The organism is Pseudomonas baltica, assembly GCF_031880315.1.
In the GTDB taxonomy this organism is placed as follows: Bacteria; Pseudomonadota; Gammaproteobacteria; order Pseudomonadales; family Pseudomonadaceae; genus Aquipseudomonas.
On record NZ_CP134771.1, the window covers coordinates 1119295 to 1133868 of the forward strand.

12 protein-coding genes are annotated in these 14574 nt (G+C 59.0%); 1 reads left to right on the forward strand and 11 read right to left on the reverse strand.

All coding sequences use genetic code 11. The features are described 5' to 3' along the window. Positions 1-52: 52 nt before the first annotated feature. From lpdA to sdhC, 7 genes are all read right to left on the reverse strand, one after another. On the reverse strand, positions 53-1489 hold the full coding sequence (gene lpdA / locus REH34_RS05050) for a dihydrolipoyl dehydrogenase (protein ID WP_226506605.1): 1437 nt from the start codon (positions 1487-1489) through the stop codon (positions 53-55). Positions 1490-1590: 101 nt separating this feature from the next. Next, positions 1591-2814 (reverse strand): 2-oxoglutarate dehydrogenase complex dihydrolipoyllysine-residue succinyltransferase, encoded by a 1224-nt coding sequence (gene odhB, locus REH34_RS05055; RefSeq protein WP_226506606.1) that lies wholly within the window; start codon positions 2812-2814, stop codon positions 1591-1593. A 42-nt stretch (positions 2815-2856) separates the two neighbouring features. Next, positions 2857-5688 carry a 2-oxoglutarate dehydrogenase E1 component gene (locus REH34_RS05060; protein ID WP_226506607.1) on the reverse strand — a complete coding sequence of 944 codons (2832 nt, stop codon included), beginning with the start codon at positions 5686-5688 and terminating at the stop codon, positions 2857-2859. Positions 5689-5943: 255 nt separating this feature from the next. Continuing rightward, on the reverse strand, positions 5944-6648 hold the full coding sequence (locus tag REH34_RS05065) for a succinate dehydrogenase iron-sulfur subunit (RefSeq protein WP_226506608.1): 705 nt from the start codon (positions 6646-6648) through the stop codon (positions 5944-5946). 11 nt (positions 6649-6659) lie between these two features. Next, positions 6660-8432, reverse strand: a complete 1773-nt coding sequence (gene sdhA, locus REH34_RS05070) for a succinate dehydrogenase flavoprotein subunit (RefSeq protein WP_226506609.1) — start codon at positions 8430-8432, stop codon at positions 6660-6662. A gap of 3 nt (positions 8433-8435) precedes the next feature. After that, complete coding sequence (gene sdhD, locus REH34_RS05075; RefSeq protein WP_226506610.1) at positions 8436-8804, reverse strand: succinate dehydrogenase, hydrophobic membrane anchor protein; 369 nt, start codon at positions 8802-8804, stop codon at positions 8436-8438. Then, positions 8798-9172 (reverse strand): succinate dehydrogenase, cytochrome b556 subunit, encoded by a 375-nt coding sequence (gene sdhC, locus REH34_RS05080; RefSeq protein ID WP_226506611.1) that lies wholly within the window; start codon positions 9170-9172, stop codon positions 8798-8800. Before sdhC ends, sdhD begins: the two co-directional genes overlap by 7 nt. A 363-nt stretch (positions 9173-9535) precedes the next feature. Between sdhC and gltA the strand changes: the two genes are divergently transcribed. Then, on the forward strand, positions 9536-10825 hold the full coding sequence (gltA, locus tag REH34_RS05085; protein ID WP_226506612.1) for a citrate synthase: 1290 nt from the start codon (positions 9536-9538) through the stop codon (positions 10823-10825). Between the two features lie 104 nt (positions 10826-10929). On the opposite strand, the gene REH34_RS05090 is transcribed toward gltA, so the two are convergent. The 4 genes from REH34_RS05090 to REH34_RS05105 all read right to left on the reverse strand — a co-directional run bounded on the left by REH34_RS05090 (position 10930) and on the right by REH34_RS05105 (position 13997). Further along, on the reverse strand, positions 10930-11538 hold the full coding sequence (locus REH34_RS05090; RefSeq protein ID WP_311970973.1) for an START domain-containing protein: 609 nt from the start codon (positions 11536-11538) through the stop codon (positions 10930-10932). 49 nt (positions 11539-11587) lie between these two features. Beyond that, positions 11588-11842 carry a YkgJ family cysteine cluster protein gene (locus REH34_RS05095; RefSeq protein WP_226506614.1) on the reverse strand — a complete coding sequence of 85 codons (255 nt, stop codon included), beginning with the start codon at positions 11840-11842 and terminating at the stop codon, positions 11588-11590. 108 nt (positions 11843-11950) lie between these two features. Next, positions 11951-12472 (reverse strand): translation initiation factor 2, encoded by a 522-nt coding sequence (locus REH34_RS05100; protein ID WP_311970974.1) that lies wholly within the window; start codon positions 12470-12472, stop codon positions 11951-11953. 79 nt (positions 12473-12551) lie between these two features. After that, the gene (locus REH34_RS05105) at positions 12552-13997 is read right to left on the reverse strand and encodes a PLP-dependent aminotransferase family protein (protein WP_226506616.1); all 1446 of its coding nucleotides are present in this window, start codon (positions 13995-13997) and stop codon (positions 12552-12554) included. Positions 13998-14574 lie beyond the last annotated feature (577 nt).

A 14574-nucleotide genomic window follows, 5' to 3' on the forward strand; every position in this document is an offset into this window, starting at 1 on the left:
GGGCCCTGCAGGCAGGGCTCACGACGGGCAGCGCGTCGTGGTTTCTTATTGTTTAACGCTTTTTGCGGTTGGCAATGTGGATGGCGCCGCCATTCACAGCCAAGGCCGCTTCGTGCAGGGCTTCGGACAGGGTCGGGTGCGAGAACACCATCATCCCCAGGTCTTCGGCACTGGTGCCGAATTCCATGCCGATTGCACCCTGCTGAACCAGTTCTGCAGCGCTCGGGCCAATGACGTGAACACCCAATACGCGGTCAGTCTTGGCGTCGGCGATGACCTTGACGAAACCGCCGGTATCGTTTGCAGCCATGGCACGACCACTGGCGGCGAACGGGAAGGTACCCACGTTAACTTCAACGCCTTCAGCCTTCAAGGCCTGTTCGGTCTTGCCGACCCACGCGATTTCCGGGTGAGTGTAGATGACCGATGGAATCAGGTCGTAGTTCATCTGGGTCTTGTGACCCTTGATGCGCTCGACGACCATGATGCCCTCTTCAGAAGCCTTGTGGGCCAGCATCATGCCGCGGACCACGTCACCGATGGCGTAGACGCCCGGTACGCTGGTAGCACAGTAATCGTCGACGAAGATGAAACCACGTTCGTCGATGTCTACACCGCTGTCAGTGGCCAGCAATTCGGTGGTCACAGGACGGCGACCAACGGCAACGATCAGCTTGTCGAAAGTGATGGTCTGCTCGCCATTGGCGTCAGTGTAGGTGACCACGACTTCTTCGCCGTTGACCTTGGAGCCGGTGACGCGAGCGCCCAGCTTGATGTCCAGGCCTTGTTTGGTCAGGGTCTTGTAGGCTTCCTTGGACACTGCGGCATCGGCGGCGACCAGGAAGGTTTCCAGCGCTTCAAGCACGGTGACCTGAGCACCCAGACGCGACCATACCGAACCCAGTTCCAGACCGATGACGCCAGCGCCGATCACGCCCAGACGCTTAGGTACAGTCTGGAATTCCAGAGCACCGGTGGAATCGACGATAACGTTCTGGTCGACCGGAGCCGGTGGAATATCGATCGGACGCGAACCGGAAGCCAGGATCACGTTATCGGCCTCGATCACTTCAACAGTGCCGTCGACACCGGTGACTTCGACTTTCTTGCCGGCCAGCAGCTTGCCATGGCCTTGCAGGGTGGTCACGCCGTTGGCTTTGAACAGGGTGGCAACACCAGAGGTCAGGCCTTTGACGATATTGGCCTTGCGACCGACCATGGCCGGTACGTCCATGGTCACGCCAGCGTGGTTGATACCATGGATGGCGAAGCCGGACTCGGCTTCATGGAACTTCCAGGAGCTGTCCAGCAGCGCTTTGGAGGGAATGCAACCAACGTTCAGGCAAGTACCGCCCAGGGCCAGCTTGCCCTCCTTGTCCTGATACTTCTCGATGCAGGCAGTCTTGAGGCCAAGCTGCGCAGCCTTGATGGCGGCCACGTAGCCGCCAGGGCCTGCGCCAATCACTACCAGGTCGAATTTCTGGGTCATAAATAAATTCCTATTAGCTTCAAGCTTCAAGCTTCAAGCCGTAAGCCAAGACACGCCGTGAACGGATCGAGCCTTGTCGCTTACAGCTTGCAGCTGCTGTTTCAGATATCCAGCAACAGACGAGCTGGGTCTTCCAGCAGGTTCTTGATGGTCACCAGGAAGGTCACGGCTTCTTTACCATCGATCAGACGGTGATCGTAGGACAACGCCAGGTACATCATCGGACGAATGACCACCTGATTGTTGATCGCCACCGGACGCTGAATGATGTTGTGCATGCCGAGAATGGCCGCTTGTGGCGGGTTGACGATCGGGGTCGACAGCATCGAACCGAAGGTACCACCGTTGGTGATGGTAAACGTACCGCCAGTCATTTCGTCGATCGACAGCTTGCCGTCACGGGCTTTCTTGCCATAGGCAGCGATGCCGCCTTCGATTTCAGCCAGGCTCATGCTCTCGGCGTTACGCAGTACCGGAACCACCAGGCCACGGTCGCTGGACACGGCCACACCGATATCGGCATAGCCGTGGTAAACGATGTCTGCACCATCGATCGACGCGTTGACGGCCGGGAAGCGTTTCAGCGCTTCGGTGGCAGCCTTGACGAAGAACGACATGAAGCCCAGGCGTACGCCGTTGTGGGACTTCTCGAACAGGTCCTTGTACTTCGAACGCAGCGCCATGACTTCGGTCAAGTCGACTTCGTTGAAGGTCGTCAGCATGGCCATGTTCGACTGGGCTTCGACCAGGCGACGGGCAACGGTGGCACGGACGCGAGTCATCGGCACGCGCTTCTCGGTGCGATCGCCAGGCGCGGTCACCACCGGCGCAGCAGCGGCTGGCGCGGCCGGCTTGGCGGCAACGGGTGCGGACTTCTTGGCTTCGATGGCGGCAACCACGTCTTCCTTGGTCACGCGGCCGTCCTTGCCAGTGCCCTTGATGCTGCTCAGGGCAATGCCGTTTTCTTCAGCCAGTTTGCGGGCAGCCGGAGCGCCGATAGGATCTTCGTCACCTGCGCCAGCGGCAGGGGCAGCGGCGGCAGTTGCCGCTACAGCTGGAGCCGCGGCGGCCGGAGCGGCAGCAGCGCCGCCCTCTTCGATGGTCGCCAGCAGTTCGTCGGACAGAACGGTGTCGCCTTCGTTCTTGACGATCGCGCCCAGGACGCCGTCAGCGGTGGCCAGGACTTCGAGGACGACCTTGTCAGTCTCGATGTCGACGATCAGCTCATCACGCTTGACTGCATCGCCCGGTTTCTTGTGCCAGGTGGCAACGGTGCCATCGGCAACCGATTCCGGGAAAGTAGGGGCTTTGATCTCGATAGCCATTATCAGTAATTCCTTAAATTCGGTTTCAGTAGCGCGAAGGCGTTAGACAGTGAATGCGTCTTTCAGCAGTTTTTCCTGCTGTTCGGCGTGCATCGAAGCGTATCCGCAGGCAGGTGCAGCAGAAGCGTCACGACCTGCATATTCGAGTCCCAGCCCCTTCACGTGGTTGCCGATACTGCGACGCAGGTGATGCTGGCTGCTGTACCAGGCGCCCTGGTTCATAGGCTCTTCCTGACACCACACTGCGTTCTGCAGGTTGGTGTAAGGCGCGATGGCCTCCATCAGGTCGTCTTCCGGGAACGGGTACAGCTGCTCGATACGCACGATGGCGATATCTTCGCGACCTTCGTTGCGACGTTTTTCCAGCAGGTCGTAGTAGACCTTGCCGCTGCACAGCACCAGGCGCGTGACCTTGGCTGGATCGAGGGTATCGATCTCCGGGATCACCGTCTGGAACGAGCCGTGGGCCAGATCTTCGAGGGTCGACACTGCCAGCTTGTGGCGCAGGAGCGACTTCGGCGTCAGCACTACCAGCGGTTTGCGCAACGGACGAATCACCTGGCGGCGCAGCAGATGGTAGATCTGTGCCGGAGTGGTCGGTACGCACACCTGGATATTGTGCTCGGCGCACAGCTGCAGATAACGCTCCAGACGGGCCGAGGAGTGTTCCGGCCCCTGCCCTTCATAACCGTGCGGCAGCAGCATGGTCAGACCACACAGACGGCCCCACTTGTGTTCGCCACTGGTGATGAACTGGTCGATCACCACTTGCGCGCCGTTGGCGAAGTCGCCGAACTGGGCTTCCCAGATCACCAGCGCGTTAGGCTGAGTGGTGGAGTAGCCGTATTCGAACGCCAGCACCGCTTCTTCGGACAGGAACGAGTCGTACAGATCGAAACGTGGCTGGCCTTCGAAGAGGTTCTGCAGCGGGACGTAGGTACCGGCGTCCTTCTGGTTGTGCAATACCGCGTGACGGTGCGAGAAGGTGCCACGGCCGATGTCCTGGCCGGTCATGCGGATCGGGTGACCTTCGAACGCCAGGGTCGCGTACGCCATGGTTTCAGCGTAACCCCAGTTGATCGGCAGGCCGCCAGCTTGCATTTTCTGGCGGTCTTCGTAGATCTTCGCAACCTGGCGCTGAACCACGAAGCCTTCCGGAATTTCCAGCAGCTTGGCGGACAGCTCTTGCAGGGTCTTGAGATCGAACGAGGTGTCGTGACGAGCGGTCCAGGCGTGACCCAGATACGGACGCCAGTCGACGAACAATTCCTTGTTCGGCTCCTTGACCAGGCTTTTCACCACGTGCAGACCGTTGTCCAGCGCGTTGCGGTATTCGTCGATCTGCGACTGCACGCTGGCTTCGTCCAGAGCACCGGTCTGGATCAGACTTTGCGCGTAGAGCTCGCGGGTGGTCGGCTGCTTGGCGATCTTCTGGTACATCAACGGCTGAGTGCCGCTAGGCTCGTCGGCCTCGTTGTGGCCGCGACGGCGGTAGCAGACCAGATCGATGACGATGTCGCGCTTGAACTGCATGCGGTAGTCGATGGCCAGCTGGGTAACGAACACCACCGCTTCCGGATCATCGCCGTTGACGTGCAGGATCGGCGCTTGAATCATCTTGGCCACGTCGGTGGCGTACTCGGTAGAGCGCGCGTCCAGCGGGTTGCTGATGGTGAAGCCGACCTGGTTGTTGATCACGATGTGGATGGTGCCGCCGGTCTTGAAGCCGCGGGTCTGGGACATCTGGAAGGTTTCCAGCACCACACCCTGGCCGGCGAAGGCTGCGTCACCGTGGATCGAGATCGGCAGGACCTTGTCGCCCACGCTGTCGTTGCGACGATCCTGACGGGCACGAACCGACCCCTCAACCACCGGCGAGACGATTTCCAGGTGGGACGGGTTGAACGCCATGGCCAGGTGAACTTCGCCGCCTGCGGTCATCACGTTGGACGAGAAGCCCTGGTGATACTTGACGTCGCCGGAGCCCAGCTCGACTTTCTTCTTGCCTTCGAACTCGTCGAACAACTCGCGCGGGTTCTTGCCAAAGGTGTTGACCAGCACGTTCAGACGACCGCGGTGGGCCATGCCAATGACGATTTCCTTGGTGCCGTAGGAGCCGGAACGCTGGATCATCTCGTCAAGCATCGGAATCAGGCTCTCGCCGCCTTCCAGGCCGAAGCGCTTGGTGCCCGGGTATTTGGTACCCAGATATTTTTCCAGACCTTCCGCCGCCGTGACGCGCTCAAGGACGTGGCCCTTGATCTCGGCAGAGAACACCGGACGCCCACGCACACTCTCCAGACGCTGCTGGAACCAGCTGCGCTGCTCGGAATCGGTGATGTGGGTGAACTCGGAGCCGATGGTGCGGCAATATGTCTGCTGCAAAGCCTCGAGAATTTCGCGTAGGCTCGCCTCCTCCTTGCCGATGAACAGGTCGCCGGCACGGAAGGTCGTATCCAGATCGGCATTGGTCATGCCGTACTGGTTGATTGACAGGTCTGCCGGCACCGGACGCTGCCAGAGCCCCAGCGGGTCCAGCTGGGCCGCTTGATGGCCGCGCATGCGGAAGGCCTGAATCAATCGCAGCACGCCAACTTGCTTCTTCTCGTGCTCGCTGCTCACGCTACCGGCGGAGACCGGTTGAGCGCGGCGCTGGTTCTTTGCCAGCAGCACGAAATGGTCGCGAATTGTCGAGTGCGAGACATCGGTGGCAGAACTGCCCTCGGAAGGCAGCTTCTGAAAGTAGGTGCGCCATTCTTCTGGCACAGCGTTAGGGTCGTGCAGGTAAAGCTCATAGAGCTCTTCCACATAGGCAGCGTTACCACCTGAAAGGTGGGCGCTGTTCCACATGCGCTGCATCACGCTTTCTTGCATGCTTGGTCACCCTCGGTAAGGGGACTCCATCGGCAAGATGTCGCGGCGTGCCCGAAAAGTCCCATTGGCGCGGACTGGTCAAGCTACCGAGGATCTCGCAGATAGTCCGGGTACCAGCCCGGATGCCCCTGCTGGTCTCAATACTTCAAAAGTAAAAGCTGCAACCTTGTGGGATGCCGCTTTGGTTATCACTGCAGCGCAGGTCTCATACCTGCACTGCAGCGGCTTACGGGTGCAACACTTCTTGAATCTTTGTTACACGCCGCTCGAGAGCAGCATGTTGCGAACGTGACCAATGGCCTTGGTGGGGTTCAACCCTTTGGGGCACACGTTCACGCAGTTCATGATGCCGCGGCAGCGGAATACGCTGAACGGATCATCAAGTGAAGCCAGGCGCTCGCTGGTCTTGGTGTCACGGCTGTCAGCCAGGAAACGATAGGCTTGCAGCAGTGCAGCAGGACCCAGGAACTTGTCCGGGTTCCACCAGAAGGACGGGCAGGACGTCGAGCAGCAAGCGCACAGGATGCACTCGTACAGACCGTCCAGCTTCTCGCGCTCTTCCGGCGTCTGCAGACGCTCGATGGCCGGAGCCGGCGTGTCGTTCTGCAGGAAAGGCTTCACCTTTTCGTATTGCTTATAGAAGATGCTCATATCGACGACCAGGTCACGGATAACCGGCAAACCTGGCAATGGACGGATCACCAACTTGTTACCCTTTACGACAGCGGACAGCGGCGTGATGCACGCCAGGCCGTTCTTGCCGTTGATGTTCATGCCATCCGAACCGCAAACACCTTCGCGGCAAGAGCGACGATAGGAGAAACCTTCGTCCTGCTCTTTGATCAGGGCCAGCACGTCCAGCACCATGACATCCTTGCCACCGGTGTCGATCTGGAAGTCCTGCATGGACGGCGCACTGTCCTGGTCCGGGTTGTAACGATAAACGCTGACTTTCAACATGGCGGCCACCCTTAGTAGGTCCGGATCTTCGGTTCGAAGGTCGGAACGGTTTTCGGCGAGAAGTTCACGGCACGCTTGGCTACGCGCTTCTCACCCGGGAAGTACAGGGTGTGGCACAGCCAGTTTTCGTCGTCACGATCTTCGTAGTCTTCACGGGCGTGCGCGCCGCGGGACTCGGTGCGATGCTCTGCGGCAATCGCGGTAGCTTCAGCGACTTCCAGCAGGTTCTGCAGCTCAAGGGCTTCGATTCGAGCAGTGTTGAAACCCTGGCTCTTGTCGTTGATCTTGACGTTGGCAATGCGCTCACGCAGGCCGGCCAGCTGAGCGATGCCTTTCTGCATGAATTCGCCAGTGCGGAACACCCCGAAGTAGTTCTGCATGCAGGTTTGCAGTTCTTTGCGCAGGCTGGCGACGTCTTCGCCAGTGGTACGCTCGTTCAGGCTGTTGAGGCGCGCCAGAGCGACGTCGATATCGGTTTCGCTGGCACGACGGTAGTCGATACCTTCGTTGAGCGCCTTCTCCAGGTGCAGACCCGCCGCACGACCGAAGACCACCAGATCGAGCAGCGAGTTGCCGCCCAGACGGTTGGCACCGTGAACCGACACACAAGCCACTTCACCGACGGCGAACAGGCCCGGGATAATGGTGTCGACGCCATTGGCATCCTGAGTGATGGCCTGGCCATGAATGTTGGTGGCGACGCCGCCCATCATGTAGTGGCAGGTCGGCACGACCGGGATCGGCGCAACGGCCGGATCCACGTGTGCGAAGGTCTTGGACAGCTCCATGATACCTGGCAGACGGCTATGCAGGACTTCTTCACCCAGGTGATCGAGCTTGAGCATCACGTGATCACCGTCAGGACCACAACCGTTGCCGGCGATGATTTCCTTGACCATGGAACGCGCAACCACGTCACGACCCGCAAGGTCTTTCGCGTTCGGAGCATAGCGCTCCATGAAACGCTCGCCGTGCTTGTTGATCAGATAACCACCTTCGCCGCGGCAACCCTCTGTGACCAGTACACCTGCGCCAGCGATGCCGGTTGGGTGGAACTGCCACATTTCAATGTCCTGCACCGGCACGCCAGCACGCAAGGCCATGCCGATACCGTCACCGGTATTGATCAGAGCGTTGGTGGTCGACGAGTAGATACGGCCCGCGCCGCCGGTCGCCAGCACAGTTGCATTGGCGCGGATGTAGGTGGTTTCACCGGTTTCGATGCAGATGGCGATGACACCTACGATGGCGCCATCCTGATTCTTGACCAGATCCACTGCGTAGTATTCGTTGAGGAATACAGTGCCAGCCTTGAGGTTGGCTTGGTACAAGGTGTGCAGCAGCGCATGGCCAGTACGGTCAGCGGCGGCGCACGTACGGGCAGCCTGGCCACCCTTACCGAAGTCCTTGGATTGACCACCGAACGGACGCTGATAGATGCGACCCTGCTCGGTGCGAGAGAACGGCAGGCCCATGTGCTCGAGTTCGAACACTGCCTCCGGACCTACGGAACACATGTATTCGATAGCGTCCTGGTCACCGATATAGTCGGAACCCTTGACGGTATCGTACATGTGCCAGCGCCAGTCATCGTTCGGATCGGCCGAAGCGATGGCACAGGTGATGCCGCCCTGGGCAGATACAGTGTGCGAACGGGTCGGGAAGACCTTGGTGACTACGGCAGTCTTGTGACCGCCCTGAGCCAGCTGCAGCGCAGCACGCATGCCTGCGCCGCCGCCACCGATGATGATGGCGTCGAATGTATTGGTGTTGATGTTAGCCATGGATCAGATACCCCAAAGAATCTGCACGCCCCAGACGAAGTACGCGAACATTGCAACGCCGCATACGACCTGGAAGAGGAAACGCACTGCCGTCGCGGACTTGCCCAGCGCCATCGGCGTCAGGTAGTCGGTCGCGATCGTCCACATCCCTACCCAGGCGTGGGCACTGAGTGCTACCAGCGCCAGCAGGCTGAAGATGCGCATTGCGTTGTGGGCGAACAGAGCATGCCACTGGTCGTACTGCAGACCAGGGTGGGCAATGACCCATACGATCAGAAACAGGAAATAAGCCGCGAGAACGACCGCAGACACACGCTGTGCCATCCAGTCATAGAGGCCCGAACGAGAGAGGTTCGTGACGTTGGTTACCATATCCAGACTCCTGCCAGAACGATTAGCACCACGGAGATGGCGATAACGATTTTCGAGCCCAGTCGGCCGCCTTCCAGCGTCTCGCCGATACCCGAATCCATGAGCAAATGGCGTATACCGGCCACCATGTGATACAGCAGCGCGGACAGCAGAGCCCAGATCACCAGCTTCACAAGCGGGCTGGTCAGGTACGCTTTCACATCGTTGAAACCGTCTTCCGACCCCAGCGACTTGGCCAATGCGTAGAGCATGATGGCGAGGCCGACGAAGAGGATGATCCCGGTAACACGATGAAGGAATGACGTAACGCCAGTGATCGGGAGTTTGATGGTCCTTAGGTCTAGGTTTACAGGTCGTTGGCTATTCACGGCTTTTTTTCACACTGAAGAGCCCCTAGCAAGCAGGGCAAGTTGTAGGGAAAGTGTACTGGTCAGGTACGCACCACCCAGGAAGTGATCGCCCTCGGAATGGGCAAAAAAGCCCGAGGCGGTCGGCTGCCGAGTATAGACAGTTAGGCTACTAATGACAACGCACTGGCCTCCCCCGAATAGCGCATTGCATTGAACCGACAAAAGGCGTAAATGGGGCTTAAGTTCGAAGAAAAAGTCATATTGCAAGGCTCCTAAAGGCGTATTTCAAGCAAATTGACTTTAGGATTTATCACACTATAGTGGTGCGGGCCCTGCGTGGGGGGTTCTGTCTGATGATACCAAGCATTAATAGGAGGCCACATGGCTGACAAAAAAGCGCAGTTGATCATCGAGGGCGCAGCCCCCGTCGAACTGCCGATTTTAACCGGCACCGTGGGTCCAGAAGTCATCGATGTCCGGTCGCTTACGGCCTCGGGCCTGTTCACTTTCGACCCAGGCTTCATGTCGACCGCTTCGTGCGAGTCGCAGATCACCTACATCGACGGCGATAAAGGCGTCCTGCTGCACCGCGGCTACCCCATCGAACAGTTGGCCGAACAGTCCGACTACCTCGAAACCTGCTACCTGCTGCTCAACGGTGAACTGCCAACCGCTGAACAGAAAGCCAAGTTCGTCAGCACCGTGAAGAATCACACCATGGTGCACGAGCAGCTCAAGACCTTCTTCAACGGCTTCCGTCGTGACGCTCACCCGATGGCGGTGATGTGCGGCGTGGTCGGTGCGCTGTCGGCGTTCTATCACGACTCGCTGGACATCAATAATCCGCAGCACCGCGAGATTTCTGCCGTACGCCTGGTGGCCAAGATGCCGACCCTGGCAGCCATGGTTTACAAGTACTCCATGGGCCAACCCATGATGTACCCGCGTAACGACCTGACGTACGCGGAGAACTTCCTGCACATGATGTTCAATACCCCGTGCGAGATCAAACCGATCAGCCCGGTGCTGGCCAAGGCCATGGACAAGATCTTCATCCTCCATGCCGACCACGAACAGAACGCCTCGACCTCTACCGTGCGCCTGGCGGGGTCTTCGGGTGCCAACCCGTTCGCCTGTATCGCCGCCGGTATCGCCGCGCTCTGGGGCCCCGCCCACGGCGGTGCCAACGAGGCAGTGCTGACCATGCTCGATGAGATCGGCGATGTTTCCAACATCGACACGTTCATCGCCAAGGCCAAGGACAAGAACGATCCGTTCAAGCTGATGGGCTTCGGCCATCGCGTGTACAAAAACCGCGACCCTCGCGCCACGGTCATGAAACAGACCTGCGATGAGGTTTTGAAGGAATTGGGCATTCAGAACGATCCGCAACTCGAACTGGCCATGCGCCTGGAAGAGATCGCCCTGACCGACCCCTACTTCATCGAGCGCTCGCTGTATCCGAACGTGGACTTCTACTCGGGCATCATTCTCAAGGCGATCGGCATTCCGACCAGCATGTTCACGGTGATCTTCGCCCTGGCACGCACGGTCGGCTGGATTTCGCACTGGAAAGAAATGCTCTCCAGCCCGTACAAGATCGGCCGCCCGCGCCAGCTGTACACCGGCAAGCCTTCACGCGATGTAGTCAAGTTGGAAGATCGCGCGTAAGACTTCCCGCCTGAACGAAAAAGGCTGCCTCGATGGCAGCCTTTTTTATTGTCTGTCGTATGTCACAGTTGCTGAACGAGCCGACATGACCAGCAACTGTACCGTCAGGGTTTTTCCGCCAGTGCCTTTAGTGACTTAAGCGTCTCGAAGGGCGCATCGACGACAAATTTGTTCGCCACCCACGACGGTACACTTCCTCCCGGCTCGGTATGCACCTGGTAGGTTACCTCGGTGCTGTCTGCACTTTTGGGGGTGAGCCTCCAGTAGCCCTCCACCTGGGTGACACGCACAAAGCCCGGCTCTTCAGGGATATAGGTGGGCACCCCCTGTAGCTTGCGCGTTACCGTACCGTCGGCACTCACAGCGGTGGTGACCTTGAGCACCGAGTCCCGTGGCGTGACCATGATCGGCGTATTGAATTGGGTGTAGGTCCAGGCATCATCGCCTTCATGCTTGAGCAGTTTTTGCTGCTTGCATTCATGAATCCAGGCACAGGCCCCGGCGGCGTCTTCCTGTAGCGCACGAACCTTGGCCAACGGCGCCTTGATCAAGGTCGTGCCGCGATAGGCCTTGTATTTGGAACCAGCAATATCGCTGAGCGCCACCTGAATGCCGTCCTGATCCTTCGCCACCTGCCAGTCCTCGGCGCAAGCGACGCCCGCCAGCAACATCGAAACACCCAGTACCGCTGTCATTCGAAGCTTTGATCCCATCTTGTTTTCCTTATTGTCGAAGATCTCGCGAAACGAACACCCTCCCCACTCAAGCCGCCGTCACTGCTTCCATCCAGGTCAGCAAGCGCATTGCCTCAGCGTTACTGGTGCCGCATACCTCGATATCGGCATCGAACTGCCCGCACACCGCTGGCCGCGCAGCCTGGCCGAAAATCGCGCACAGATTGGCTGCGGACAATTGCACGCAGCGCACGCCCGCAGGCTTGCCATCGGGCATTCCAGGTATAGGCGAACTGATGGATGGCGCGATGCAGCAGGCACCGCAGCCTTCACGACACTTCATGATGACAGTCACCTCAGGCAGAAAGGGGTCGAACAGCCGCGATAGTAACCGCTAAAACGGACGTTTGAAATTGCGCCCACGAAAATTTCGCGTTCGGGCCGTTTCAATTTATTGCCTGAACTTGAAGTCGAGGGCGGCGCCTTCGATGTCGCGACGGCCTTCGTTGCGAATCATCGGCAGGCCCATTTCGTTGTTCAAGATGCGGCCGTTAAGCTGGAAGTCATCAGTATCGGGCTTCTTCTCGGCGAACATCTGCGGGAGTATGGGATTGCCCGTAGAGGGCTTCTGGGCCTCCTTGGCGGGCGGCTCGAGCTTGTCGACCATCGCCTTGGGCAGCGTCAGATCCAACTGGGCGGCGGGCACGGGTGTCGCCAGCACATCGGAGTCCTTGCGCGCCTTGCCCTTGCGCGCCACCTTGCTGGCAGGCGTTTTCTTCGCTTGCGTGGAAGCCTTGGCGGCTGACTTTGCGGACCCGGCCTTTGCGCTGGGTTTGCTGGCAGGAGAGGAGCTGGTTGAAGCCGGCGATTTTTCCGCCGCCGGCGCAGGGCTGGATGGCCCAGCGGCAAGCGTGACGGGCGCAAGAAGCGCCAAGCTCAGAAACACACAACGGAAATTCTTCAGTAGGTTCATGAGGCAGCCCAGCAAATGCCGAGAAAACTCTATGCTCCCCGTTCCGCTCGCGACTGGCAAGAGCCACTCGCGCGCAAACCTAGAGAAAACTGCCCGACGCAACTTCCTGACACAATTGGCTGGCCAACATCCCCAGCGTCATCAGCGCCCGCTCCGCTTCGCGGTTCCACGGGATACCGCAATTGAGGCGAATGCAGTGGTTGAACTGCTCGGTATTACTGAAGATCAACCCCGGCGCAATACTGATGCCCTGCTCCAGCGCCCGGACGTGCAACTCCTGGGTGTTCACCCGACCCGGCAGGCTGACCCAAAGAATGAACCCGCCCACTGGACGGGTCATCTGCGTGCCCTCCGGAAAGAACTGCTGCACCGCCAACTGATAGGCGCTGAGATTCTTGCGATACTCTTGGCGAATGAAGCGCAGATGCCGGTCGTAGCCACCGTTCTCCAGATAACTGGCAATGCCCATCTGCGTCACGCTGCACGCCGAATGGGTGCTGAACGTTTGCAGGCGCTGGACCTCGGCCTGATACTTGCCCGCAATCATCCAACCGATCCGCACCCCTGGCGAGAGCGTCTTGGAAAAGCTCGAACAATAGATCACGTGGCCCAGTCGGTCGTAGGACTTGAGCGCCTTGTAACGCCCCTGCTCGAACATCAGCTCGCCGTAGATATCATCCTCGACGATCTGAATATCAAAATCCGATGCCAGCCGTAACAGTTGCTTCTGACGCTCCTCAGGCATGGCGCCGCCCAAGGGATTACTCAGCCGTGGGGTCAGCACGAGGGCCTTGATCGACCACTGGTTGGCCGCCAGCTGCAAAGCCTCGATGCTGATGCCGTTGGCCGGATCACTGGGAATCTCGATAACCTTCAAACCCAGCAGGTCGGCCAACTGCAAAAGCCCGTAATAGGTTGGTGACTCAGCGGCGATCAGGTCGCCCGGACGAGTGAGCACCCGCAAGGCCATCTGCAGCGCATCGACACAGCCGTGGGTGATGACAATGTCTGCGGGGTCGACCACCACACCGGCATCGCGCATGCGGATGGCAATCTGCCGACGCAACGGTTCGAAGCCGGGACTGAACATGTAACTGAAGGCCCGCGGACTCTGGAACCGAGTGACCTTGGCAATTTGCTGGTGCAGCGCACGCACGGGCAGATAATCGACATGGGGCACCGCAGCGCCCAAGGGAAAAACCCCTTCGCGACGCGACTCGTCCAGCACTTGCTGGATGATGCTGCTGCGGGTCACCAGGCCAGGGCGCTCGACCCTGGCGATGTCCGGGGTGGTGGCGGTCAGCGCCGGCGTCTGGTGCACGTAATAGCCAGATTGCGGCCGCGCGCGGATCAACCCCTGATCTTCGAGGTTGGCATAGGCCTGCAGCACTGTGGCATGGCTGACGCTGAGCTGCGCGCTCATTTTGCGCACGGACGGCACCCGCTCCCCGGGTCGATACACGCCACGGCGAATATCTTCGGCCAACTGCTGGGCGATACGCTGATAAAGCAAAAGACTGGTCATGGGGCCGCGCTCCGTACACTGGCTGGCGCTATCCTACCACTACAGTTGCGAAGTGTACGGGCACAGTTTTCGAATGGAGCGAATGCGCCAGCGACTACGTAGCACATCGCTCGAAGCATCCGCTTACCCGCTCAGAAAAGCGACACGGTAAAGCGCACGTTGTCCGAATACGCCTCCCCACCTATAACAGCGTCGATCTGTACGTCCCAAAGGATCGCCTGGGTACCCTCCCCAATACTGCGGTTGAACCACCCCTGCACAGTAGCTTTCGTCACGCGGTGTTCTAGCTGCACCACGTCCCCTGAAGGCCTAATTATTTCATTGTGCATCTGATAGGTCGGATGCAGCACGTTGGGGCAACACAATCTGAATGCAAAGGTACACCCCACATTGATCGCACGAGTAGGATTCTATCGTGATGGCAAGCTCCACCGGAACAGGTAGTACTAATTATTTAACTATTGAAATAATCTTGAAACATCTGCTCAGGCACTCTCAAATTAACATTCCGTTACATTTCAGGTACAAATTTCCAACCGCCACATGACAAATTTTTCACGTTCGCCGAATGATAGTT